This window comes from Pantoea sp. SGAir0418 (genome assembly GCF_043529865.1).
In genome coordinates, this window is record NZ_CP027911.1 from 524,427 (window position 1) to 545,986 (window position 21,560).

Here is a 21,560-nt window from a genome sequence, read left to right on the forward strand (position 1 = left end):
TTTTGTTCTCGATAAGCGTGGATAATACGCATAATCCGCCGGAAGTGGTATCCGGCTAAGCCAAAAACAGAGAGTGACATCATGGATATCGTATTTATAGAACAACTCACCGTGTTCACCACCATTGGCGTTTACGACTGGGAACAGGGCATGCAGCAGAAGCTGGTGCTCGATGTCGAAATGGCGTGGGACAACCGTCAGGCGGCGGTGAGCGACGATGTGAACCACTGTCTGAGCTACGCCGATGTCACCGAAGCGATCCTCAATCATTTACAGGGACAGCGTTTTGCGCTGGTCGAACGGGTGGCGGAAGAAATCGCCGATCTGTTGATGAATCGTTTCAAAACGCCCGGCGTGCGCGTGAAGGTAGGTAAACCGGGGGCTGTCGCCCAGGCGGCGAGCGTGGGCGTGAGAATTGAGCGCGGGACTATTCCTAAATAAATCCTGCGTGATTGCCATCACAATGAAACCAAACCAAATTATGGTGTGTCTCAGTGGAGGCCGCTGCGCTGATGAAGGGGAAGTGACCGAAATCCTTAAGGTTTCCTTCAGCAAGGTGCAGGCATAATTTCAGGCGGTAGCGGTGCGCGACCGCCTTTTTACTGTTTAAAACGGATAGAGGGTAAAATTTGATGGCAGACATTCATCAGCTATGGGTAGCTGCAATCCTGGGGGTTGTGGAAGGCCTTACGGAGTTCCTGCCGGTCTCATCCACAGGCCACATGATTATTGTTGGCCATTTGCTGGGGTTCGAGGGTGAGAAGGCGGAAACCTTTGAAGTGGTGATCCAGCTGGGCTCAATCCTCGCCGTAGTCGTGATGTTCTGGCGCCGGCTGTTTGGCTTGATCGGCATTCACTTCGGCCAGGAGCGCCACGAAGGTGTCGGCAGCGGAAAACTGACGCTGATTCACATCCTGCTGGGTATGGTGCCGGCGGTAGTGATTGGCCTGGTACTGCATGACCAGATTAAAACCCTGTTTAACCCGATCAACGTGATGTACGCGCTGGTGGTGGGCGGCGTGCTGCTGCTGGCGGCGGAATATCTCAAGCCAAAGCAGCCGAAAGCGGTCGGTATCGATGACATCACCTATCGCCAGGCGTTTATGATTGGCTGCTTCCAGTGTCTGGCGCTGTGGCCGGGCTTCTCGCGTTCCGGCGCCACCATCTCCGGCGGTATGCTGATGGGCGTCAGCCGCTATGCGGCGTCCGAGTTTTCCTTCATCCTCGCGGTACCAATGATGATCGGTGCTACCGGACTCGATCTCTACAAGAGCATGGGCTTCCTGACGATGCAGGATTTCCCGATGTTTGCCGTGGGCTTCGTGACCGCCTTTATTGTCGCGCTGCTGGCGATCAAAGTGTTCCTTGAGCTGATCAAACGTATCTCGTTTGTGTCGTTTGCCATCTACCGCTTTATCGTCGCGGCAGCGGTTTACGCCATCTTTATGTAATGCGCGAGGCGCGGCCGGTTACGCTGGCCGCGCGTCGATTAACCCTTCCTGCAACGCCAGCACGCGCCGACGCGTCAGCTCTTCCCGCACCGCCGCGCCTGTGAAACCGGCCTCGACCACCGCTTTGGTGGGCACCGCCTGCGCCAGCGCAAACGCGCGCCGCAGATAATCGCCCTGCGGATAAGCCATGCTCTCCAGCGTCGTACGCCCGCGTGCATCGGCTTCGCTGGTCAATGCCATCTTTTCCACGCGATCGGGCTTGCGCCAGGCGTCGATGCGGTCAAACAGCGCCACCAGCGCGTCAGCCGGCTGGCGTTCAATGGTGTGCACCACATCGTGAAACTCCGTCACCACCAGGGCCAGATCGCGCACCTGGTTCGGCACGCGCAGCCGCTGGCACAGCGCTTCAACAATCGGAACACCGGCCGGGCCGTGGCCATGATGGCTCGGCCATTTCTCTGGCGGCGTCAGCGCTTTACCCACATCGTGGAACAGCGTGGCAAAGCGCACGTCAAGCTGGTCGGAGAGCGCTGCGGCCATGGTCAGCGTCATCAGCGCGTGGACGCCGGTGTCGATCTCCGGATGCCACTTAACGGGGGCCGGAATGCCGTACAGGTTGTCGATTTCCGGGAACAGCACCTGTAATGCATCGCAGTCGCGCAGCAGCTGGAAATAGACCTGAGGATTGCGCGTCAGCAGCGCTTTTTCCGTCTCTTTCCATACCCGCTCTGCGGTGAGGTGCGCCAGTTCACCGCTGTGCGCCATCTCGCGCATCAGCGCCTGGGTTTCAGGTGCCACGCGGAAATTGAGATGGGCGAAACGGGCAGCAAAACGCGCCACGCGCAGCACGCGCAGCGGATCTTCATTAAAGGCTGCCGACACGTGACGCAGGGTGCGCTGCTGCAAATCCTGCTGGCCATGATAAGGGTCGATCAGCGTGCCGTCAGCGGCCTGCGCGATGGCATTGATGGTCAGATCGCGACGCTGTAAATCCTGCTCCAGCGTCACGTCCGGCGCGAACTGGGTCACGAAGCCGGTATAACCGTTGCCGCTTTTGCGTTCGGTGCGCGCCAGCGCATACTCTTCGCGGCTTTCAGGATGTAAAAAAACCGGAAAATCCCGGCCCACCTGCTGATAGCCCTGCGCCAGCATGCTGTCGGGCGTTGCGCCCACCACCAACCAATCTCTATCTTTTACCGGCAAACGCAGTAAGGCATCACGCACTGCGCCACCGACCAGAAACGTCTTCACTCAACCACTCCAGAGGCAATCCACTTTTGCGTGCCGCGCACGCTTGTTACGTTATTGTTGCATACTTTGGCGAAAAAGCGGGCATGCCAAAAGGGGCATCTTACGATCCCCTCCAGGCAAACCACAAATGGCGTGGCGGCTTTAATTCATCCAGCGATCGTTTTTCTTGCGGCGCGGCACCATGTGCGGCAGCAGCAGACCGAGCAGCAGACCGACGCCGAGCACGCCGCCGCCATACATAAACCACTGCATGATGATGGTGCGCTGTTTGTCATCCAGCTGAACGTTAGCGGCGCTGACCTTCTTCTGCGCGACAATCAGCTCGTTGCGCAGCTTCTGATTCTCTTCTTTCAGGCCGTTGATGGTGCCGTCGCTGTTGGCCACCTTGTTCTGCATCTCTGACGTACGCTGATTCCAGCTGTTATCAATGTTCGCCAGTTTGTCGGTCAGCTCTTTGACCTGCTGCTCCAGCTGCGGCACGCGGGTGCGCAGGCTGGGAGAGGCACTGAGCTGCGACAGCGGAATCCAGTTAGTTTTGCCTTCTGCATCGCGGATTTGCGCGTACTGCGAGTCATTATTGGTTTGCAGCAGTGTGACTTCTTCCCCGGCATTCAGCTTGCCAACCAGGCGATACTGATCGCCAGGGCCGCTGCGTACCCAGGTGGATAATTCGTCGGAGATATAACGTTTTTCATCGGCCGCGTGGGCCGGTGCGATGGCGCTGAAAGCCAGCAAAGAGAGAGCGGCAAGTGTGATTTTTTTCATTCGATATCGTTTTTTCATGATGGGCGTAAATTTACCGGCACAGTCTGGAGTCGCTTCGCATAAATCTGAATGAGAACTATCCTGGTCTCAATGCGGTGCGAAAAGGGTCGTAAAAGCACAAGAAAGCAGAGACAGCAGGCTTGCGGTGCATTACTCTTCGCCAGATTAAACTCGTAAGTGCCAGCAGCGTATTGAATAAAAAATTATGACCATCGAAATCGAATTAAAGTTCATTGCCACCCCGCAAGCCGCCGAAAAACTGGTGCAGACGCTTGCCGCCTGGCCACATCAGCACCACGCCGCGCGTGAGCTGACCAACATCTATTACGAAACCGATGACAACCAGCTGCGCCGCTGGGATATGGGCCTGCGGATTCGCGGCGTGGATCAGCGCTATGAAATGACGCTGAAAACCGCCGGCAAAACGCTGGGCGGCCTGCATCAGCGTCCGGAATACAATGTCGACCTCAGCGAACCGCAGCTGGACATTGCCCGCCTGCCGGCAGAGATCTGGCCGCAGGGGACCGATATTGCCGCGCTTCAGCCGCGTTTGCAGCCGCTGTTCAGCACCCATTTCCAGCGTGAAACCTGGCTGGTGAGCGTTGGCGACAGCGAAATTGAAGTGGCTTTCGATTGCGGCAGCGTTGCCGCAGGGGAGCTGAGCGAGCCGCTGTATGAAGTGGAGCTGGAGCTTAAGCGTGGAGCGCGCAGCAATATGCTGACCTTCGCCAGCGCGCTGATCGCTACGGGCGGCCTGCGCCTTGGCAGCCTGAGCAAAGCGGCACGCGGTTATCAGCTGGCGCAGGGCAACGCGCCGCGACCATTGCGCGCGCTGCCGCTGCAGAAAATTGCCGCCAAAGCCACGGTGGAGCAGGGCATGGTTCATGCCATGAGCGCGGCGCTCGGCCACTGGCAGTACCACGAAGAGGTCTGGCTGCGCGGTAACGAAGACGCCCGGGCACGGGTAATTGAAGCGCTGGAAACGCTGCGTCAGGCGTTTTCCCTGTTTGGCACACTGGTGCCGCGCAAGGCCAACAGCGAACTGCGTCAGAAGCTGACCCGGCTGGAAGAGCTGCTGGCGGACAGCGAGGCCAGCGCAGAAACCGTCTGCTTCTCACCGACCTCAGTAGAAGCCCAGTTAGCACTTACTCACTGGCTGGTAGAGTCGCAGTGGCAGCCGTGGCTGGACGAGAAGAACAAAAGCAAGCTACAGGGCTCGTTTAAACGCTTCAGCGACATCATGCTGGGGCGCATCGGCGCGGATCTGCGTGAAACCTTCGTCGACGTGCAGCTGTTTAATGAATTTCAGGACAAAGCCACGCGCCTGAACCGCCAGTTGCTGGCGGTGCACCTGCTGGCGGGTGCGTATCCGGCTGAAGAAGTCAGCCAGTGGCTGGCGGGCTGGCAGGAGTTGCAGCACGCCATTCGTGAAAAACAGGAGCGCGGTCTGATTCAGCTGGTCAATCTGGCGATCCGTCAACCGCCGTTCTGGCTGAATAACGGTGCGAAACGCTAAGGCTACGGCACCATCAATCATCAGGGAGGGAAGATGTCGTTACCGTTACCGACGCTGATGCAGGCGCAGCTCGCCAGCGTGGCAGAACGTCTGGGCCTGCCGCTGACGGCCATCACGCCGCAGCAGGCTGGCGCACTGACCTTTAGTGACTTTATCGTAGACAACCTGCAGCAGCATCCGGCGTGGTGGCAACAGCTGCAGCAGCAACCGCCGCAGCCCGAAGAGTGGCAGCACTATGCGGCCTGGCTGGCAGCGGCGCTGCAGCCGGTGGATAACGAAGCCTCCCTGATGCGCGAACTGCGCCTGTTCCGCCGTCATATGCTGGTGCGCATCGCGTGGATGCAGGCGCTGGAGCAGGCCAGCACCGGGCAGAGCCTGACGCAGCTCAGCACGCTGGCGGAAGTGCTGATTACCGCCGCGCGCGACTGGGTGTGGCAGGATTGCTGCCGCGATTTCGGCACGCCGTGCAACGCCGCCGGTGAAGCGCAGCCGATGCTGATTCTGGGTATGGGCAAGCTGGGCGGCGGTGAACTCAACTTCTCTTCCGATATTGACCTGATCTTTGCCTGGCCGGAAAACGGCGTCACCCACGGCGGCCGGCGCGAGCTCGACAACGCCCAGTTCTTCACCCGCATGGGGCAGCGCCTGATCAAGGTGCTGGATCAACCTACCGTCGATGGCTTTGTTTATCGCGTGGATATGCGCCTGCGCCCGTTCGGCGACAGCGGTCCACTGGTGCTGAGCTTTGCCGCGCTGGAGGATTACTACCAGGAGCAGGGCCGTGACTGGGAGCGCTACGCGATGGTGAAAGCGCGCCTGATGGGCGACGACGGCGGCCACTGGAGCCAGGAGCTGCAGCAGATGCTGCGCCCGTTCGTCTATCGCCGCTACATCGATTTCAGCGTGATCCAGTCGCTGCGTAACATGAAAGGCATGATTGCCCGCGAAGTACGGCGGCGCGGCCTGAAGGACAACATCAAACTCGGCGCTGGCGGCATTCGCGAAACCGAATTCATCGTCCAGGTGTTTCAGCTGATTCGAGGTGGACGTGAGCGCTCACTTCAGCTGCGCTCGCTGCTGCCGACGCTGCAGGCCATCGGTGAGCTGGCGCTGTTAACACCGGAGCAGGTTGATCATCTGCGCGCCGCCTACCTGTTTTTACGCCGGCTGGAGAATCTGCTGCAGAGCATCAACGATGAGCAGACGCAGACGCTGCCGGAAAATCCCCTCGACCGCCAGCGCCTGGCCTGGGCGATGGGCATGGCGGACTGGGCGACGCTGCTGGCACAGCTGGAGCAGCACATGGCCGGCGTGCGCCACATTTTCGACGAGCTGATAGGCGATGATGCGCCGGATGTCGACGATCAGCCGCAGCTGGCGGAGTTCGCCAGCCTGTGGCAGGACGCGCTGGAAGAGAGCGATTTGCTGCCGGTGGTACCGCAGCTGCAGGCGGAACAGCGCCATGCGCTGTATCGGGCGCTGAATGATTTCCGTCAGGATGTCAGTCGCCGCACCATCGGTCCGCGCGGCCGGCTGGCGCTCGATCAATTAATGCCGCGCCTGCTAAGCGAAGTGTGCGCACGTGACGACGCCGATGTGGTGCTGGCACGCCTGACGCCGCTGCTGCTTGGCGTATTAACGCGCAGCACCTATCTCGAGTTGCTGACCGAGTATCACGGCGCGCTGCGCCACCTGATTCGCCTGTGTGGCGCTTCGCCGATGATTGCCAGCCAGCTGGCGCGCTATCCGCTGCTGCTGGATGAACTGCTCGATCCGGCCACGCTGTATCAGCCCACCGCCACCGACGCTTATCGTGACGAACTGCGCCAGTATCTGCTGCGCATTCCCACCGATGATGAAGAGCAGCAGCTGGAAGCGCTGCGCCAGTTCAAGCAGGCACAGCATCTGCGTATCGCCGCCGCCGACATCGCCGGAACCCTGCCGGTGATGAAAGTGAGCGATCACTTAACCTGGCTGGCGGAAGCGATCATTGAATCGGTGGTGCAGCAGGCGTGGCAGATGATGGTGCAGCGCTATGGCCGCCCTTCGCACCTCACCAGCGACAGCGAGCGCGGCTTTGCCGTGGTCGGCTACGGCAAACTGGGCGGCTGGGAACTGGGTTACAGTTCGGATCTCGATCTGGTGTTTCTGCATGACTGTCCGGACGATGCCGAAACCGACGGTGAACGCGTTATCGACGGGCGCCAGTTTTACCTGCGTCTCGCTCAGCGCGTCATGCATCTGTTCAGCACCCGCACCTCGTCCGGCATTTTGTATGAGGTGGACGCGCGCCTGCGCCCTTCTGGCGCGGCCGGCATGCTGGTCAGCACCTTTGCCGCCTTTGACGACTATCAGCGCCATGAAGCCTGGACGTGGGAACATCAGGCGCTGGTGCGCGCGCGCATCGTGTTTGGCGAACCGGCGCTGTGTGAGCGCTTCGATGCGATCCGGCGCGGTATTCTCTGCCTGCCGCGTGAAGGCGCGAAGCTGCAAACCGAAGTGCGTGAGATGCGTGAGAAAATGCGTGCGCACCTCAGTAACAAGCACAAAGGCCGCTGGGAGATTAAAACCGATGAGGGCGGTATCACTGATATTGAATTCATCGCGCAGTATCTGGTCTTAGGTTACGCCGCCAGCCAGCCGGCGCTGACGCGCTGGTCGGATAACGTGCGCATTTTCGAACTGATGGCGCGCCACGGCATCATGGCTGATGAGGAAGCGCAGGCGCTGACGCACGCTTACGTCACGCTGCGCGATGCGCTGCACCATCTGGCGCTGCAGGAACTGCCGGGTCATGTCGATCCGGCATCGTTCGCTGACGAACGCGCCGTGGTGCACGCCAGCTGGCAGCGCTGGCTGGCCGCGAGCGATGCGGATGACACGGAGCAGTGAGCCTGGCGGCTTCTATGCTATTATCCGCGCATTATTTTGACTGAACGTTGAAGTCTGGAGTCTCTGCATGAAAGTAACACTGCCCGCGTTTGGCAAGGCCGCTGTGCTGGTTGTCGGCGATGTGATGTTAGACCGCTACTGGTACGGCCCGACCAGCCGGATCTCACCGGAAGCCCCGGTGCCGGTGGTTAAAGTGGATACCATTGAAGAGCGTCCGGGCGGCGCGGCCAACGTGGCGATGAATATCGCTGCACTCGGTGCGGACTCGCGCCTTATCGGTCTGACCGGTGCAGATGACGCTGCGCGCGTGCTGCGCGAAACGCTGGCGCAGGTGAAGGTTGAGTGCGATTTCGTCGCCCTCGATAGCCATCCGACCATCACCAAACTGCGCGTGCTGTCGCGTAACCAGCAGCTGATTCGCCTCGACTTTGAAGAGGGCTTTGAGCAGGTCGATCCGCAGCCGATTCACGATCGACTGCGTCAGTCGCTGGCACAGGCGGGCGCGCTGGTGCTGTCTGATTATGCTAAAGGCGCGCTGAGCAGCGTGCAGACCATGATTCAGCTGGCGCGTGCGGCGCAGGTGCCGGTACTGATCGACCCGAAAGGTACCGATTTTGAACGCTATCGCGGCGCGACGCTGCTGACGCCCAATCTGTCCGAGTTCGAAGCGGTGGTGGGCAAGTGCAAAAGCGAAGAGGAGATTGTCAGCCGCGGTATGCAGCTGATTGCCGATTACGATCTCTCCGCGCTGCTGGTGACGCGTTCGGAAAACGGGATGACGCTGCTGCAGCCGGGCAAAGCGCCGCTGCATCTGCCCACTCAGGCGCAGGAAGTGTATGACGTCACCGGTGCCGGCGATACGGTGATCGGCGTGCTGGCCGCAGTGCTGGCTGCCGGTGAAAGTCTGGAAGATGCCTGCTTCCTCGCCAACGCTGCGGCTGGCGTGGTGGTCGGCAAGCTCGGGACTTCAACCGTCAGTACCGTGGAGCTGGAGAATGCGATTCACGCGCGGCCGGACAGCGGTTTTGGCGTGATGACCGAAGCCGAGCTGAAAGTGGCGGTGGCGCAGGCGCGCCAGCGCGGTGAGAAAGTGGTGATGACCAACGGCGTGTTCGACATTCTGCACGCCGGCCATGTCTCTTATCTGGCCAACGCGCGCAAACTGGGCGATCGCCTGATCGTGGCGGTCAACAGCGATGCTTCCACCAAACGTCTTAAGGGCGAAACCCGCCCGGTGAACCCGCAGGAAAACCGCATGATCGTACTGGGTGCGCTGGAAGCCGTAGACTGGGTGGTGCTGTTTGAAGAGGATACGCCACAGCGGCTGATTGCCGAAGTGCTGCCGGATCTGCTGGTGAAAGGCGGAGATTATAAGCCGGAAGATATCGCGGGCAGTAAAGAGGTGTGGGCCAACGGCGGTGACGTGCGCGTGCTCAACTTTGAAGATGGTATCTCCACCACCAACATCATCAAAACCATTCGCAATCAGTAAACACGTAGCCGGCGGGAGCGAACTCCCGCCGCGTAAACCTTATTGAGGCGTATCGATTTTGCCTGCCGGATCTGGCGTGATCACCGCCGGAGCCGGGGCCGCCGGACTTTCACTTTCCAGCTTCGCCAGACGCTGCTCCAGCGCCGCCAGTTTTTCACGCGTGCGCAGCAAAACCTGGGTCTGCACGTCAAACTCTTCACGATTAACCAGATCCATGCGGGTTAACTGCGCCTGCAATACCTGACGAATTTTCTTTTCCACATCGTCGCCAAAGTCGCGAATACCTTTTGGCATCGCTTCGTGCACCTGGCGCGCCAGTTGTTCAATTTTTTTCGTGTCGATCATGGTTGTTTCCTGGTTACGGTGGCTGATAACAGCGCGTGTTCCGACTCATCAAACATTAAGTGTAATGCCAGAAACGAAAAGGTTAAACCCGAAATCCGCAACGCATGAAGTGCAAAAGCATTTGCACTTTTGTTGATTGCCCGACCAGGTGATTGGCGCTATAGTAATTTCGCTTATTCTCAGGGCGGGGCGAAATTCCCCACCGGCGGTAAATCAGCTTCGGCTGAAAGCCCGCGAGCGCTTTCGCTGTACAGTGAAAGGTCAGCAGATCCGGTGTAATTCCGGGGCCGACGGTTAAAGTCCGGATGGGAGAGGGTAACGACATCAGCCGGGCTGCGCCCGCGTCACGTTATTGCCATGTGTTTTCTACGCACTCCTAAGCTCGCCCTGGTTCTGGTAACTCATATTTTATTAATAAGGTTTTTTTACCATGAATCAGACGCTTCTTTCTGAATTTGGCACGCCGGAACAGCGTGTAGAACGCGCCATCGATGCGCTGCGCAACGGGCGCGGCGTGATGGTGCTGGACGATGAAAATCGCGAAAACGAAGGCGATATGATCTTCGCCGCCGAAACCATGACCGTTGAACAGATGGCGCTGAGCATTCGTCACGGCAGCGGCATTGTCTGCCTGTGCATTAACGAAGCGCGCCGCCAGCAGCTGGATCTGCCGATGATGGTAGAGAACAACACCAGCTCTTACGGCACCGGTTTCACCGTGACTATTGAAGCGGCCAGCGGCGTGACGACCGGCGTATCGGCCTCCGACCGTATTACCACCATCCGGGCGGCGATTGCCGATGACGCTAAACCGTCCGATCTGAATCGTCCCGGCCACGTATTCCCGCTGCGCGCGCGCGACGGCGGCGTGCTGGCGCGCGGCGGCCACACCGAAGCGACGCTCGATCTGGTGACGCTGGCGGGCTTCAAACCTGCGGGTGTGCTGTGCGAACTGACCAATGATGACGGCAGCATGGCGCACGCGCCGGAAGTGATTGCGTTTGCGAAGCAGCACGCCATGCCGGTGGTGACCATTGAAGACCTGGTGGCCTGGCGCCGCCAGCATGAAACCCGTCAGGCCAGCTAAGCCGACGTGAAATAAATAAGGCCGGATGTGATGCATCCGGCCTTTTTTTATGATTAACGGCTGGCGTAAAAAACGTGATTGCCTATCACCACGGTACGCTGGAAGGCGTGGCGCCACGCCGGTCTGGCGCTGTGCGCATGAAAGAAGGTCGCGCCCTTTGTCACATCCGCCAGCTTACCCTCGACAATCCGCTGGGCCAGGCGCTGCGCGCGCTGCCAGCTTTTGTCATGCTGCGGCGGATGGCGATGGGGATGTTTGTGCAGAGACGTCCAGGAGAACTGTTTGGGTGCGTACACCACCGGACAGATCTCTTTGACGTCCCAGTTAGCCCGGTTCATGGTGACAGTGCCGACGGCAATCTGTCCCTTTACCGGTTCGCCGCGCGCTTCATGATAGATATTCATCGCCAGGCATAAAATGGCTCCCTGAATTAACATAACACTCCACTGCTTTCTAAGAGTCGCGTGGAGTGTAATGAGCCCGCCGTCGGGTGTTAACAAGACCCGTCTCGACTACGCCTTAACAAGCCTAATCAATTGATAGATAAGGCCTAATTTGTGGCGAATGAGACGAATCTCGCGTCAGCCTACCCCGCTGGTTTGCAGCAACGTCAGGCTCAGGCCCATCACTGTCATGCCGCACAGCACGCCGTAGCTGGGATTGTTATGCGGATCGATTTCGCGCGCCAGCGGCATCAGTTCATCCACGGACAGCGCCACCATAATGCCCGCCACCGCCGCCATAATCGCCGCAATCATCACCGGTGAGACCGCCGGCCCCAGCAGCAGAAAGGCGATGATGCCACCAAGAATCTCCGCCATGCCGGACAGGCAGGCCCAGAACAGCGCTTTGGCTTTCGAGCCGGTGGCGGCGTACATCGGTCCGGCCACCGCCAGCCCTTCCGGAATATTGTGGATCGCGACGGCCAGTGCGATGCCCAGCCCCAGCTCCATATCGCTGCTGGCGGTGACAAAGGTGGCAATGCCTTCGGGAAAGTTATGCAGGCTGATACCGAGCGTCAGCAGGATCGCGGTACGTTTCAGGTTAGTGGGGCGGCGATTGACCGCCATCAGATCCTGCGGATGCTGGTGCGGCAGCAGGCGATCCATGGCGAAATAACCCAGCAAACCGAGCATGAACATGCCGTAGCCGAGCACCGGCGACATGCCTTCCGCATGCAGCGCGGCGGGCAGCATCTCCATCAGGGAAATCAGCAACATGATGCCGGCGGCAAAGCCGAGCGCAAAGGCCAGTACGCGGTTCGACGGCTTTTGACCGAGCACGCCAAAAATCGCGCCGACGAAAGTGGCACCGCCAGCCAGGATGGTTAGCAGCAAAGGTACTGACATGATGGGCTCCTTAATGATAATGATTACCAGTTACAATATAGTTAACCCCATAAAATATCGAGTTATTTAGCGTAAAGTTATGTCGGCAAAATCTTGTTCAAATTTGCTGATAAACATCATCACGCTTATCAGCGTTTTTCCCCTGGCGAAAGCGCGTATCGTGACAGTCATTAACGCGATCCCGACGCCAGAGGATGAATAATGACCCGCATGCCCGCTCTGTTTCTCGGCCACGGCAGCCCGATGAACGTATTAGAAGACAACCGTTATACCCGCGTATGGCAGCAGCTGGGCGAAACCCTGCCGCGTCCGCGCGCTATTCTCGCCATCTCGGCGCACTGGTACACGCGCGGCACGGCGGTGACGGCGATGAGCAATCCGCGCACCATCCATGATTTTGGAGGCTTCCCGCAGGCGCTGTTCGACGTACGCTATCCGGCGCCGGGTTCGCCTGCGCTGGCACAGCGCGTTATCGATCTGCTGGCGCCGGTGGCGGTGCAGGCCGATCAGCAGTGGGGCTTTGATCACGGCTCGTGGGGCGTGCTGGCGAAGATGTATCCACAGGCGGATATTCCGCTGATTCAGCTCAGCATCGATGGCACCCAGCCGGCGGCGTGGCATTTTGCGCTGGGACGTAAACTGGCGGCGCTGCGTGACGAAGGCGTGATGCTGGTGGCCAGCGGCAACGTGGTGCATAACCTGCGCATGATTTGCTGGCAGGGTGCGGAAAGCGCTTATCCGTGGGCGGAGAGCTTCAACCAGTTTGTGCGCGATAATCTGGACTACGAAGGCGAGGCGGCACAGCATCCGTTGGTGAATTATCAGCAGCATGAAGGCGCGCAGCTGGCTAACCCGACGCCGGAGCACTATCTGCCGCTGCTGTATATTCTCGGCGCGCGAGCTGAAGGTGAGGCGGTGAGCATCCCGGTGGAAGGCATGGAGATGGGTTCGATCAGTATGCTGTCGGTGCAGGTTGGCTGACACCTGTGCCGCCCGCAGACCGGGCGGCACGTGCGTTACGCAATAAAGGTGTGCGGATAGAAACGCGACAGATCCTGGGTGATCAGCGCGCGATCTTCACGCAGACCGATACCGGCAGGCTGATCGTCAATCAGCCAGCTGCCAATCAGCGTATAGCTGTCACCAAACTTCGGCAGCGGCCAGAACTGCTGGACGATCATGCCCTCTTCGCCATAGGGGCCGTCGGCGCGCGCGATTTCCTGACCGTTTTCCACGATGGTGATGTTGGCACCTTCGCGGGAAAAAAGCGGTTTCACCACATATTTTTCCATCTGCGGCGCGCTGGCATCATCGGCAAACCAGGCGGGCAGCAGGTTAGGATGGTTGGGGAACATCTCCCACAACAGCGGTAGCAGCGCTTTGTTGGAGAGAATGCTTTTCCACGCCGGCTCCAGCCAGCGCACGCCGGCATCGGCCAGCTTGGTCGAGAACATCTCGCGCAGCATGAATTCCCACGGATAGAGCTTGAACAGGTTACTGATCACCTGATCGTGCTGATCGGTAAACTGACCTTTTTCGCCCAGCCCGATCTCATCAATGTAGAGAAATTCACTCGGCAGACCGGCTTCAGTGGCGCAATCCTGCAGATACTGTACCGTGGCGCGATCCTCTTCCGTATCGCGACAGCAGGCAAAGTGCAGCCAGTTAAAACCGTGCTGCTGGTGCAGCGTGGCGAAGCGCTCAATCAACTGCTCCTGCAGGCTGTTGAATTGATCGCTGCCCTGCGGCAGGTTGCCGGCGTTGAGCTGATCCTCCAGCCAGATCCACTGGAAAAACGCCGCTTCGTACAGCGAGGTTGGCGTATCAGCGTTGTTCTCCAGCAGCTTGATCTCGCCTGTGCCATCCCACGCCAGATCGAGACGTGAATAGAGCGACGGCTGACGCTGCTGCCAGGATTCGCGCACAAAATCCCAGGTGTGTTTCGGAATGCAGAAACGGGTGAGCAGCGCTTCGCTGTTCACCACTTTTTCTACCGCCTGCAGGCACATCTGGTGCAGTTCAGCGGTGGCCGCTTCCAGCTGTTCAATTTGCGCCAGAGTAAACTGGTAATAAGCGTCTTCGCACCAGTAGGGTTCGCCATACATGGTGTGAAACTGAAAGCCGTACTCGGTCGCCTTTTCGCGCCAGTTCGGACGTTCGCTGATAGCAATACGTTGCATGCGCGGGCTTAGCCTCCCAGCGAGCGGCTGCCGGTGCTGGTGGCACTGCTGCGCTGCATGGTGTTCTGTTTGGCTACCGTCTCACCAAAGCCGCCACGGGTGATGGTGGACGTAGTGGCCGGTTTCGGCGCCAGCGCGGTTTTCGGCACGTTTACCGTCCGGCCGGAGGTGGCCGCACCGTAGTTCTTACCGGAAGCATCAACAAACTGGCCGTTTGCCGGGCTGTTAGGGGTTTTTGGCGAGAACAGCGGCTGCTGCGCAAAGCCGGCACCGCCGCCCATCAGACGACCCATCATGTAGCCGGCCATCAGAGGCATCCAGAAGCTGCCGCTCTGCTGCGCTTCAGCGTTGTTCGCCGTGGTACCGACGCCCGCCTGTGCCGGGGTTTGCTGACACTGGTTTTCGCCGAATTCCGCGACGCAATCTTCACGCGTGGCGTATTTTGGCGCGGTGCGCTCAGCCTCTTTCAGCGCGTTGTTGTAAGCGGTGGTGCACTGAGCGCTCTGGCCCGGATTGGCTTTCGCACAATCATCGGCGTTCTGGTACATCGAAACCGTTTCATCGCTCTGTTCGCAGCCTGCCAGCATAAACACGGCGGTGACCGCCAGTGCGACCGGCGTTAAATGGCGTGCCTGCCAGCTTTTACGGAAAGCGGCATGACGAATATTTTTTGTCCGTTTCATTATCTTCATCCTGTGCCCAAAGGTGGGGCTTAGGATAGGTGATGAGTGGTGGAAAATGAAGCGGGAAGCCGGGTGGCAAGGGGATCTTTACGTTGTTATACGTTTGAATGCGAAAGGGGCCGCAAGCGGCCCCTTGAAGGCTTAATTAGCGAAAGGATTGGCACTGTTACGTGCCGCGGCCGGACGGGCCTGAGCGGCGGCGGAAGCGGAGGTCGCTTTCGGACCATTATCCACTCGCGTGGCCTGCTGGCTGTTTTCCGGCGCGACCACTTCTGGCGAGGTCGTCACTTCTTTGCCCAGCGTGCTGTTCAGCTGCTGCAGATCCTGCTCGTTCAGCGTGCCCAGCGCATATTTGATGTTCAGCTGGTTGATCAGGTAGCTGTAACGCGCATTCGACAGCTGCTGTTTAGCGTTAAACAGCGTGGTGGTCGCGTCTAACACGTCAACGATGGTACGCGTACCCACCTGATAACCGGCTTCCGAGGCATCTAATGAGCTCTGCGCCGAGATTACCGACTGTTTGTAAGCGTCGATGCTGCTGATCGAAGCGTTCACGTTATTGAACGAAGAACGGACGGTCTGGATCGCGCTACGATGCGCGCCTTCCAGCTGCTCGCTAGCGGCGACAAAGTTATACTGCGCCTGTTTCACCTGCGAGGTCACTGAACCGCCGCTGTACAGAGGCAGTGAGAAACTCAGGCCAACCTGGTTGGAGCCGGTGATCGAGTCGGTGGTACCGGCGCTCTGATTAGCGCGGCTGCCGCCGTATTTGCTGTTCGACAGACCGGTAGAAGCGGTCAGATCCAGCGTCGGCATGTGGCCGGACTCGGCGGAGCGAATCTGCTCACGCGCCAGATCCTGGCTCAAACGGGCAGACAGCAGGTTGAGGTTACGGCTCTCAGCCTGTTTCAGCAGACTGGACACCGCTTCCGGACGCGCCGTTTTGAAACGATCGATATTCAGTGACGCCAGCGACAGATAATCCATGCCGGTGATCTGACGCAGCGATTCCACCGCGTTATCCAGATCGTTACGCGCTGTTACTTCGTTGGCCAGCACGCTATCGTATTGAGCACGGGCGTTCTGCACATCGGTGATGGCCACCAGACCGACGTTAAAACGCTGAGTGGTCTGATCCAGTTCGCGGTAGATCGACTGTTTCTGCGCTTCAGTGTAAGAAAGCGTATCAATGGCCTTCAGCACGTTGAAATAGGCGGTTGCGGTGTTCAGGATCAGATCCTGCTGCGCTACCTGATAAGTAACGTCCTGAATGCCGGCCGTTTTTTCCTGCAGCGTCAGCGCACGCCATTTCGACATGTCGAAAATCGTCTGCGTTAATTGCAGCGAGGCGCTGGTCGTGTTGGAATGGAGACCGCTGTTGTCGCGATAGCCGCTGTTATAGGTATAATCTGCACCCAGACCCAGCTGCGGCAGCAACGGGCTACGCGCTTCGTTAATTTTCTCAAAAGCAGCGTCGCGATCGGCGGCTGAAGCACGCAGATCCGGGTTGCTGAGGCGCGCCTGCTGGTAGACCTGCAACAGGTTTTCTGCCTGGCTGGCAAGGCTGAAACCGCCCAGGCTCAGTCCAATAAAAAGTGGGAGCAGTTTTTTCATTTGCATTCCTTGTGTTGCAGCAAATGCACAGAGAGTGTGCTGCAGGTAAGCCAAAAAATAATCGCCGATTCTACAGAGGCGGCGTCAGAGATAAGTTGGCTGAACGTGCCTTCTCCCCCTAATTTACGTAAATAATTCAGAAAGAACCACTCGGACGGAGCACAAGGGTTGGCTTTTCTTCGCTCCATCCCAATCTGCATAAGGAACCAGATGATGGCGGGTGAAAAAAAATCCCCTGTGACTTTCACAAAAAACGATGTAGAAATTATTGCACGCGATACTCGCTACGATGGTTTTTTTTCCATCGTCAGCTACCGCTTCCGCCATCGCCGCTTTAACGGCGAGATGAGCGGTGAAGTGGTGCGCGAAGTTTTTGAGCGCGGACACGCTGCCGTGCTGCTACCCTATGATCCCCTGCGCGACGAAGTAGTGCTGATCGAACAGATCCGCATCCCGGCCTATGATTCCAGCGCCACGCCCTGGCTGCTGGAGATGGTGGCCGGCATTATTGAACCGGGCGAAACGCCGGAAGATGTGGTGCGTCGTGAAGCGGTCGAAGAGGCTGGCCTCAAGGTTGGCCGCGTCAAACCGATAGTGAATTACTTAGCCAGCCCCGGCGGAACCTCTGAGCGTTTGTCGGTGCTGGTGGGCGAAGTGGATGCCAGCCAGGCAGAGGGAAATCACGGGCTGGAGGAAGAGAATGAGGATATTCTTGTGCATGTGGTAAGCCGCGAACAGGCTTATCGCTGGGTGGAAGAGGGGATTATTGATAACGCGGCATCTGTCATCGCTCTGCAATGGCTGGCGTTGCACCATGAGAAACTAAGAGAAGAGTGGAAGCCAACATGAAACAGCGCTATACCCCTGATTTCCCCGAAATGATGCGTCTGTGCGAAACCAATTTCGCTCAGCTGCGCCGCCTGCTGCCGCGCAGTGACGAGGCAGGTGCGTCGGTGATGTATCAGGTGAACGGCGCCAGTTATCAGCTGACTATTGAAGAGTCGACGCGCTATACCACGCTGGTGGAGATCCGCCAGGTGGCACCCGCAGTGAGCTACTGGAGCCTGCCGTCCATGTCGGTGCGGCTCTACCATGATGCGATGGTGGCTGAAGTGTGTTCCACTCAGCAGATCTATCGCTTCAAAGCGCGCTATGATTATCCTAATAAAAAATTGCATCAGCGCGATGAAAAACATCAGATTAACCAGTTCCTTGCCGACTGGTTGCGGTACTGCCTGGCGCACGGCGCGATGGCCGTGCCGGTGTGCTGATAGCGATACCCTGAATCCGCACGGGTATATAACGCAACGATAGCGTGGAGAGAAAGGAAACGCTTTGGATAGCCTGCTAACTCTTCCTGCGGCAAATGGGTCCGATATCAGGATTTTACAAATTACGGATACCCATCTTTTCGCGGGAAAACATCAATCGCTGCTTGGAGTGAATACCTGGTCGAGTTTTGATGCGGTGCTGGACGCCATCGCGGCGCAACAGCGCGATTACGATCTGATTATCGCCACTGGCGATCTCGCCCAGGATCACACCGTCGAAGCTTATCAGCATTTTGTTGCGGGCATTGCGCGTCTGCCGAAGCCGTGCGTCTGGCTGCCGGGCAATCACGATTTTCAGCCAGCGATGGTGGATACGCTGGCACAGGCCGGCATCGCCGCGGACAAGCATGTGCTGCTCGGCGAGCACTGGCAGCTGGTGCTGCTGGACAGCCAGGTTTTTGGCGTGCCGCACGGCATGCTGAGCGACTATCAGCTGGAGTGGCTGGACCGCACGCTGCGTCAGTTCCCCGATCGCTACACGCTGGTGCTGCTGCACCATCATCCGCTGGCCTGCGGCTGTACCTGGCTTGACCAGCACAGCCTGCGCAATCCGCATCAGCTGGATGCGGTGCTGCAAAACTTCCCGCTGGCGCGCCACCTGGTGTGCGGCCACATTCATCAGGAGCTGGATCTCGACTGGCACGGCCGCCGCGTACTGGCATCGCCTTCGACCTGCGTCCAGTTTAAACCGCACTGCACCAACTTCACCATTGATACCGTGGCGCCCGGCTGGCGCTGGCTGACGCTGCAGGCGGATGGCACGCTGCACACCGAAGTGAATCGTCTGCAGAGCGATCTATTCCGTCCGGATCTGGATTCCGAGGGCTACTAAACCATGGCGGCGCTGATTTATCTGCACGGATTCAACAGCTCACCGCAGTCGGCTAAAGCGACGCAGTTACAGCAGTGGTGTCAGGCGCAGCATCCGCACATTGAGGTGCTGGTGCCGCAGCTGCCGACTTTTCCCGCTGAGGCTGCTGCGCTGCTGGAAGAGTTGGTGATGCAGTATGCCGGGGAACCGCTCGGGCTGGTGGGGTCATCGCTCGGTGGTTATTTTGCCACCTGGCTGTCGCAGTGTTTCATGCTGCCGGCGGTGGTGGTGAATCCGGCGGTGCGGCCGTTTGAACTGCTGGTGGATTATCTGGGTGAAAACCGGAATCCCTACACCGGCCAGCAATATGTGTTAGAGTCTCGCCACATTTACGATCTGAAAGTGATGCAGATTGACCCTCTGGAAGCGCCCGATCTACTCTGGCTGCTGCAACAAACCGGCGATGAAGTGCTCGACTATCGCCAGGCGCTGGATTACTACAGCGCGTGCCGTCAGACGGTAGAAGAGGGCGGCAATCATGCCTATATCGGATTCGAACGCCATTTTGCGCAGATGATTGATTTTCTGGGACTAAATACTCCCTGATGCTGCGGGATGGGCCCATTTTCCTATTGCTAATCAGACTGTTACGATGAGCCAATCTAGCTATAATGCTGACGCCATTGAGGTTTTAACCGGCCTCGAACCGGTACGTCGCCGTCCGGGCATGTACACCGATACCACACGCCCTAACCATCTGGGCCAGGAAGTGATCGATAACAGCGTCGATGAGGCGCTGGCCGGTCACGCCAAACGCGTGGAAGTCATCCTGCACGCCGATCAGTCGCTGGAGGTGATCGATGATGGCCGTGGTATGCCCGTCGATATCCACCCGGAAGAGGGCGTGCCAGCGGTCGAACTGATTCTCTGTCGCCTGCACGCCGGCGGTAAATTCTCCAACAAAAACTACCAGTTCTCCGGCGGCCTGCACGGCGTGGGGATTTCGGTGGTCAACGCCCTGTCGAAGCGTGTGGAAGTCACGGTGCGCCGCAACGGTGAGATTTACCAGATCGCCTTCGAAAACGGCGATAAAGTGCAGGATCTGGCGGTGATTGGTACGGTAGGTAAACGTAACACCGGCACCAGCGTTCACTTCTGGCCAGACGAAAGCTTCTTCGACAGCCCGCGCTTCTCGGTCTCCCGCCTCAAGCATCTGCTGAAAGCCAAAGCGGTACTGTGCCCGGGCGTCGAAATTGTCTTTAAAGACAAGGTGAACGATACCGAGCAAACCTGGCTGTATCAGGATGGCCTGACGGATTACCTGAGCGAAGCGGTGAACGGCCTGCCAACGCTGCCGGAAAAACCGTTTGTCGGCAGCTTTGCCGGCGATGTGGAGGCGGTCGACTGGGCACTGCTGTGGCTGCCGGAGGGCGGCGAGCTGCTGACCGAAAGCTACGTCAACCTGATCCCGACTATGCAGGGCGGAACGCACGTTAACGGCCTGCGTCAGGGCTTGCTCGACGCGATGCGCGAATTCTGTGAATACCGCAATATTCTGCCGCGCGGCGTGAAGCTGTCGGCGGAGGATATCTGGGATCGCTGCGCCTATGTGCTGTCGGTCAAAATGCAGGATCCGCAGTTTGCCGGACAGACCAAAGAGCGTCTCTCCTCACGCCAGTGCGCGGCGTTTGTCTCGGCGGTAGTGAAAGATGCCTTCAGCCTGTGGCTCAACCAGAACGTGCAGGCCGCCGAAATGCTGGCCGAGCTGGCGATCTCCAGCGCACAGCGTCGTATGCGCGCGGCGAAAAAGGTGGTGCGTAAAAAGCTGACCAGCGGACCGGCGCTGCCGGGCAAGCTGGCCGACTGTACCGCGCAGGATCTGAATAAAACCGAGCTGTTCCTGGTGGAAGGGGATTCTGCGGGCGGCTCCGCCAAACAGGCGCGCGACCGTGAATATCAGGCGATCATGCCGCTGAAAGGCAAGATCCTCAACACCTGGGAAGTGTCGTCGGATGAAGTGCTGGCGTCGCAGGAAGTGCATGATATTTCGGTGGCGATCGGTATCGATCCGGACAGTGAAGATCTCAGCCAGCTGCGCTACGGCAAAATCTGTATCCTCGCGGATGCCGACTCCGACGGCCTGCACATTGCCACGCTGCTGTGCGCGCTGTTTGTGAGGCACTTCCGCTCGCTGGTGCAGCAGGGCCACGTCTATGTGGCGATGCCGCCGCTGTACCGCATCGACCTCGGTAAAGAGGTGTATTACGCGCTCGATGAAGACGAAAAAGAGGGTGTGCTGGAGCAGCTGAAGCGGAAAAAAGGCAAGCCGAACGTGCAGCGCTTTAAAGGTCTGGGTGAGATGAACCCGCTGCAGCTGCGCGAAACCACGCTCGATCCCAACACCCGCCGTCTGGTGCAACTGACGGTCGACGAAGAAGACGTCGAGCAGACGTTACGGATGATGGACATGCTGCTGGCGAAGAAACGCTCGGAAGACCGCCGCAACTGGCTGCAGGAAAAAGGCGACCTCGCCGACCTCGAAGTGTGATGCAAACGGGACGCTGCGGCGTCCTTTTTTATGCCGGCAACCGTGCCATCGCTGCCCGTCCCGATCTGTCCCATCGCCGCATGCCCGTTAATAAAAACCGCGTGTGCGCGGCACAACCAGGCCGCACCCGGGTCAGTGATAATCCCTGGGTTTTACTGCATTGTGGTATCCTGCCGCTGCTGAACGTGGAGCAATCTACCTCAGCAGCCGTGAGAACGAGGCTAAGACCGGTCTCGAAGTAGCAA

The 21,560-nt window shown here is 58.7% G+C and carries 20 protein-coding genes and 1 riboswitch; of the genes, 12 read left to right on the top strand and 8 right to left on the bottom strand.

The annotated features are described in order from the left end of the window. Nucleotides 1–81: 81 nt before the first annotated feature. Both folB and bacA read left to right on the top strand, forming a co-directional pair. On the top strand, nucleotides 82–441 hold the full coding sequence (folB, locus tag C1N84_RS02470) for a bifunctional dihydroneopterin aldolase/7,8-dihydroneopterin epimerase (protein WP_394541709.1): 360 nt from the start codon (nucleotides 82–84) through the stop codon (nucleotides 439–441). 191 nt (nucleotides 442–632) lie between these two features. After that, nucleotides 633–1,451 carry an undecaprenyl-diphosphate phosphatase gene (bacA, locus tag C1N84_RS02475; RefSeq protein WP_031280132.1) on the top strand — a complete coding sequence of 273 codons (819 nt, stop codon included), beginning with the start codon at nucleotides 633–635 and terminating at the stop codon, nucleotides 1,449–1,451. An 18-nt stretch (nucleotides 1,452–1,469) separates the two neighbouring features. On the opposite strand, the gene C1N84_RS02480 is transcribed toward bacA, so the two are convergent. Together C1N84_RS02480 and C1N84_RS02485 are read right to left on the bottom strand one after the other, a co-directional pair. After that, a complete protein-coding gene (locus tag C1N84_RS02480; protein WP_394541710.1) occupies nucleotides 1,470–2,702 on the bottom strand; it encodes a multifunctional CCA addition/repair protein in 1,233 nt (410 codons plus the stop codon). A 141-nt stretch (nucleotides 2,703–2,843) separates the two neighbouring features. Next, nucleotides 2,844–3,467, bottom strand: a complete 624-nt coding sequence (locus C1N84_RS02485; RefSeq protein ID WP_010618709.1) for a TIGR04211 family SH3 domain-containing protein — start codon at nucleotides 3,465–3,467, stop codon at nucleotides 2,844–2,846. Nucleotides 3,468–3,672: 205 nt separating this feature from the next. On the opposite strand from C1N84_RS02485, the gene C1N84_RS02490 reads away from it, so the two are divergent. The 3 genes from C1N84_RS02490 (at nucleotide 3,673) to hldE (ending at nucleotide 9,367) form a co-directional block, all read left to right on the top strand. Next, nucleotides 3,673–4,983 (top strand): CYTH domain-containing protein, encoded by a 1,311-nt coding sequence (locus C1N84_RS02490; RefSeq protein ID WP_264441952.1) that lies wholly within the window; start codon nucleotides 3,673–3,675, stop codon nucleotides 4,981–4,983. A gap of 33 nt (nucleotides 4,984–5,016) precedes the next feature. Further along, nucleotides 5,017–7,875 (top strand): bifunctional [glutamate--ammonia ligase]-adenylyl-L-tyrosine phosphorylase/[glutamate--ammonia-ligase] adenylyltransferase, encoded by a 2,859-nt coding sequence (glnE, locus tag C1N84_RS02495; RefSeq protein ID WP_058780507.1) that lies wholly within the window; start codon nucleotides 5,017–5,019, stop codon nucleotides 7,873–7,875. A 67-nt stretch (nucleotides 7,876–7,942) separates the two neighbouring features. Further along, nucleotides 7,943–9,367, top strand: a complete 1,425-nt coding sequence (hldE, locus tag C1N84_RS02500) for a bifunctional D-glycero-beta-D-manno-heptose-7-phosphate kinase/D-glycero-beta-D-manno-heptose 1-phosphate adenylyltransferase HldE (protein WP_021509620.1) — start codon at nucleotides 7,943–7,945, stop codon at nucleotides 9,365–9,367. Between the two features lie 39 nt (nucleotides 9,368–9,406). Here hldE and C1N84_RS02505 read toward each other — a convergent pair whose 3' ends face one another. Beyond that, nucleotides 9,407–9,712 carry a ubiquinone biosynthesis accessory factor UbiK gene (locus C1N84_RS02505; RefSeq protein ID WP_010618705.1) on the bottom strand — a complete coding sequence of 102 codons (306 nt, stop codon included), beginning with the start codon at nucleotides 9,710–9,712 and terminating at the stop codon, nucleotides 9,407–9,409. A 171-nt stretch (nucleotides 9,713–9,883) separates the two neighbouring features. Continuing rightward, nucleotides 9,884–10,033: riboswitch (FMN riboswitch) on the top strand. Nucleotides 10,034–10,142: 109 nt separating this feature from the next. Between C1N84_RS02505 and ribB the strand changes: the two genes are divergently transcribed. Continuing rightward, the gene (ribB, locus tag C1N84_RS02510) at nucleotides 10,143–10,799 is read left to right on the top strand and encodes a 3,4-dihydroxy-2-butanone-4-phosphate synthase (RefSeq protein ID WP_010618704.1); all 657 of its coding nucleotides are present in this window, start codon (nucleotides 10,143–10,145) and stop codon (nucleotides 10,797–10,799) included. A 53-nt stretch (nucleotides 10,800–10,852) separates the two neighbouring features. Here ribB and C1N84_RS02515 read toward each other — a convergent pair whose 3' ends face one another. Continuing rightward, nucleotides 10,853–11,236 carry a cell wall hydrolase gene (locus tag C1N84_RS02515; RefSeq protein WP_021509619.1) on the bottom strand — a complete coding sequence of 128 codons (384 nt, stop codon included), beginning with the start codon at nucleotides 11,234–11,236 and terminating at the stop codon, nucleotides 10,853–10,855. Nucleotides 11,237–11,380: 144 nt separating this feature from the next. Next, nucleotides 11,381–12,148, bottom strand: coding sequence for a zinc transporter ZupT (zupT, locus tag C1N84_RS02520; protein ID WP_021509618.1), 768 nt, complete (start codon nucleotides 12,146–12,148; stop codon nucleotides 11,381–11,383). A 210-nt stretch (nucleotides 12,149–12,358) separates the two neighbouring features. Between zupT and ygiD the strand changes: the two genes are divergently transcribed. After that, nucleotides 12,359–13,129 carry a 4,5-DOPA-extradiol-dioxygenase gene (gene ygiD / locus C1N84_RS02525; protein ID WP_371815509.1) on the top strand — a complete coding sequence of 257 codons (771 nt, stop codon included), beginning with the start codon at nucleotides 12,359–12,361 and terminating at the stop codon, nucleotides 13,127–13,129. A 35-nt stretch (nucleotides 13,130–13,164) separates the two neighbouring features. Here ygiD and C1N84_RS02530 read toward each other — a convergent pair whose 3' ends face one another. From C1N84_RS02530 to tolC, 3 genes are all read right to left on the bottom strand, one after another. Then, the gene (locus C1N84_RS02530) at nucleotides 13,165–14,328 is read right to left on the bottom strand and encodes a glutathionylspermidine synthase family protein (RefSeq protein WP_166712094.1); all 1,164 of its coding nucleotides are present in this window, start codon (nucleotides 14,326–14,328) and stop codon (nucleotides 13,165–13,167) included. Nucleotides 14,329–14,336: 8 nt separating this feature from the next. Next, nucleotides 14,337–15,011, bottom strand: coding sequence for a DUF1190 family protein (locus tag C1N84_RS02535; protein WP_021509614.1), 675 nt, complete (start codon nucleotides 15,009–15,011; stop codon nucleotides 14,337–14,339). Between the two features lie 141 nt (nucleotides 15,012–15,152). Beyond that, complete coding sequence (gene tolC / locus C1N84_RS02540) at nucleotides 15,153–16,625, bottom strand: outer membrane channel protein TolC (RefSeq protein ID WP_264441953.1); 1,473 nt, start codon at nucleotides 16,623–16,625, stop codon at nucleotides 15,153–15,155. Between the two features lie 213 nt (nucleotides 16,626–16,838). Here tolC and nudF point away from each other — a divergent pair, with 213 nt between their 5' ends. The 5 genes from nudF (at nucleotide 16,839) to parE (ending at nucleotide 21,315) form a co-directional block, all read left to right on the top strand. Continuing rightward, on the top strand, nucleotides 16,839–17,474 hold the full coding sequence (gene nudF / locus C1N84_RS02545) for an ADP-ribose diphosphatase (protein ID WP_058776538.1): 636 nt from the start codon (nucleotides 16,839–16,841) through the stop codon (nucleotides 17,472–17,474). Then, nucleotides 17,471–17,896: a DUF1249 family protein gene (locus tag C1N84_RS02550; protein ID WP_021509611.1), complete on the top strand. Its 426-nt coding sequence runs from the start codon at nucleotides 17,471–17,473 to the stop codon at nucleotides 17,894–17,896. Before nudF ends, C1N84_RS02550 begins: the two co-directional genes overlap by 4 nt. Before the next feature lie 64 nt (nucleotides 17,897–17,960). Beyond that, complete coding sequence (cpdA, locus tag C1N84_RS02555) at nucleotides 17,961–18,788, top strand: 3',5'-cyclic-AMP phosphodiesterase (protein WP_150360394.1); 828 nt, start codon at nucleotides 17,961–17,963, stop codon at nucleotides 18,786–18,788. Nucleotides 18,789–18,791: 3 nt separating this feature from the next. Then, on the top strand, nucleotides 18,792–19,373 hold the full coding sequence (yqiA, locus tag C1N84_RS02560; protein WP_058771368.1) for an esterase YqiA: 582 nt from the start codon (nucleotides 18,792–18,794) through the stop codon (nucleotides 19,371–19,373). A 46-nt stretch (nucleotides 19,374–19,419) separates the two neighbouring features. Then, complete coding sequence (parE, locus tag C1N84_RS02565; protein WP_021509608.1) at nucleotides 19,420–21,315, top strand: DNA topoisomerase IV subunit B; 1,896 nt, start codon at nucleotides 19,420–19,422, stop codon at nucleotides 21,313–21,315. The last annotated feature ends 245 nt before the right edge of the window (nucleotides 21,316–21,560 follow it).

Coding starts and splice junctions, on each gene's coding strand:
- folB (WP_394541709.1), top strand. CDS start 82: ATGGATATCGTATTTATAGAACAACTCACCGTGTTCACCACCATTGGC.
- bacA (WP_031280132.1), top strand. CDS start 633: ATGGCAGACATTCATCAGCTATGGGTAGCTGCAATCCTGGGGGTTGTG.
- C1N84_RS02485 (WP_010618709.1), bottom strand. CDS start 3,467: ATGAAAAAAATCACACTTGCCGCTCTCTCTTTGCTGGCTTTCAGCGCC.
- C1N84_RS02490 (WP_264441952.1), top strand. CDS start 3,673: ATGACCATCGAAATCGAATTAAAGTTCATTGCCACCCCGCAAGCCGCC.
- glnE (WP_058780507.1), top strand. CDS start 5,017: ATGTCGTTACCGTTACCGACGCTGATGCAGGCGCAGCTCGCCAGCGTG.
- hldE (WP_021509620.1), top strand. CDS start 7,943: ATGAAAGTAACACTGCCCGCGTTTGGCAAGGCCGCTGTGCTGGTTGTC.
- C1N84_RS02505 (WP_010618705.1), bottom strand. CDS start 9,712: ATGATCGACACGAAAAAAATTGAACAACTGGCGCGCCAGGTGCACGAA.
- ribB (WP_010618704.1), top strand. CDS start 10,143: ATGAATCAGACGCTTCTTTCTGAATTTGGCACGCCGGAACAGCGTGTA.
- C1N84_RS02515 (WP_021509619.1), bottom strand. CDS start 11,236: ATGTTAATTCAGGGAGCCATTTTATGCCTGGCGATGAATATCTATCAT.
- zupT (WP_021509618.1), bottom strand. CDS start 12,148: ATGTCAGTACCTTTGCTGCTAACCATCCTGGCTGGCGGTGCCACTTTC.
- ygiD (WP_371815509.1), top strand. CDS start 12,359: ATGCCCGCTCTGTTTCTCGGCCACGGCAGCCCGATGAACGTATTAGAA.
- C1N84_RS02530 (WP_166712094.1), bottom strand. CDS start 14,328: ATGCAACGTATTGCTATCAGCGAACGTCCGAACTGGCGCGAAAAGGCG.
- C1N84_RS02535 (WP_021509614.1), bottom strand. CDS start 15,011: ATGAAACGGACAAAAAATATTCGTCATGCCGCTTTCCGTAAAAGCTGG.
- tolC (WP_264441953.1), bottom strand. CDS start 16,625: ATGAAAAAACTGCTCCCACTTTTTATTGGACTGAGCCTGGGCGGTTTC.
- nudF (WP_058776538.1), top strand. CDS start 16,839: ATGGCGGGTGAAAAAAAATCCCCTGTGACTTTCACAAAAAACGATGTA.
- C1N84_RS02550 (WP_021509611.1), top strand. CDS start 17,471: ATGAAACAGCGCTATACCCCTGATTTCCCCGAAATGATGCGTCTGTGC.
- yqiA (WP_058771368.1), top strand. CDS start 18,792: ATGGCGGCGCTGATTTATCTGCACGGATTCAACAGCTCACCGCAGTCG.
- parE (WP_021509608.1), top strand. CDS start 19,420: ATGAGCCAATCTAGCTATAATGCTGACGCCATTGAGGTTTTAACCGGC.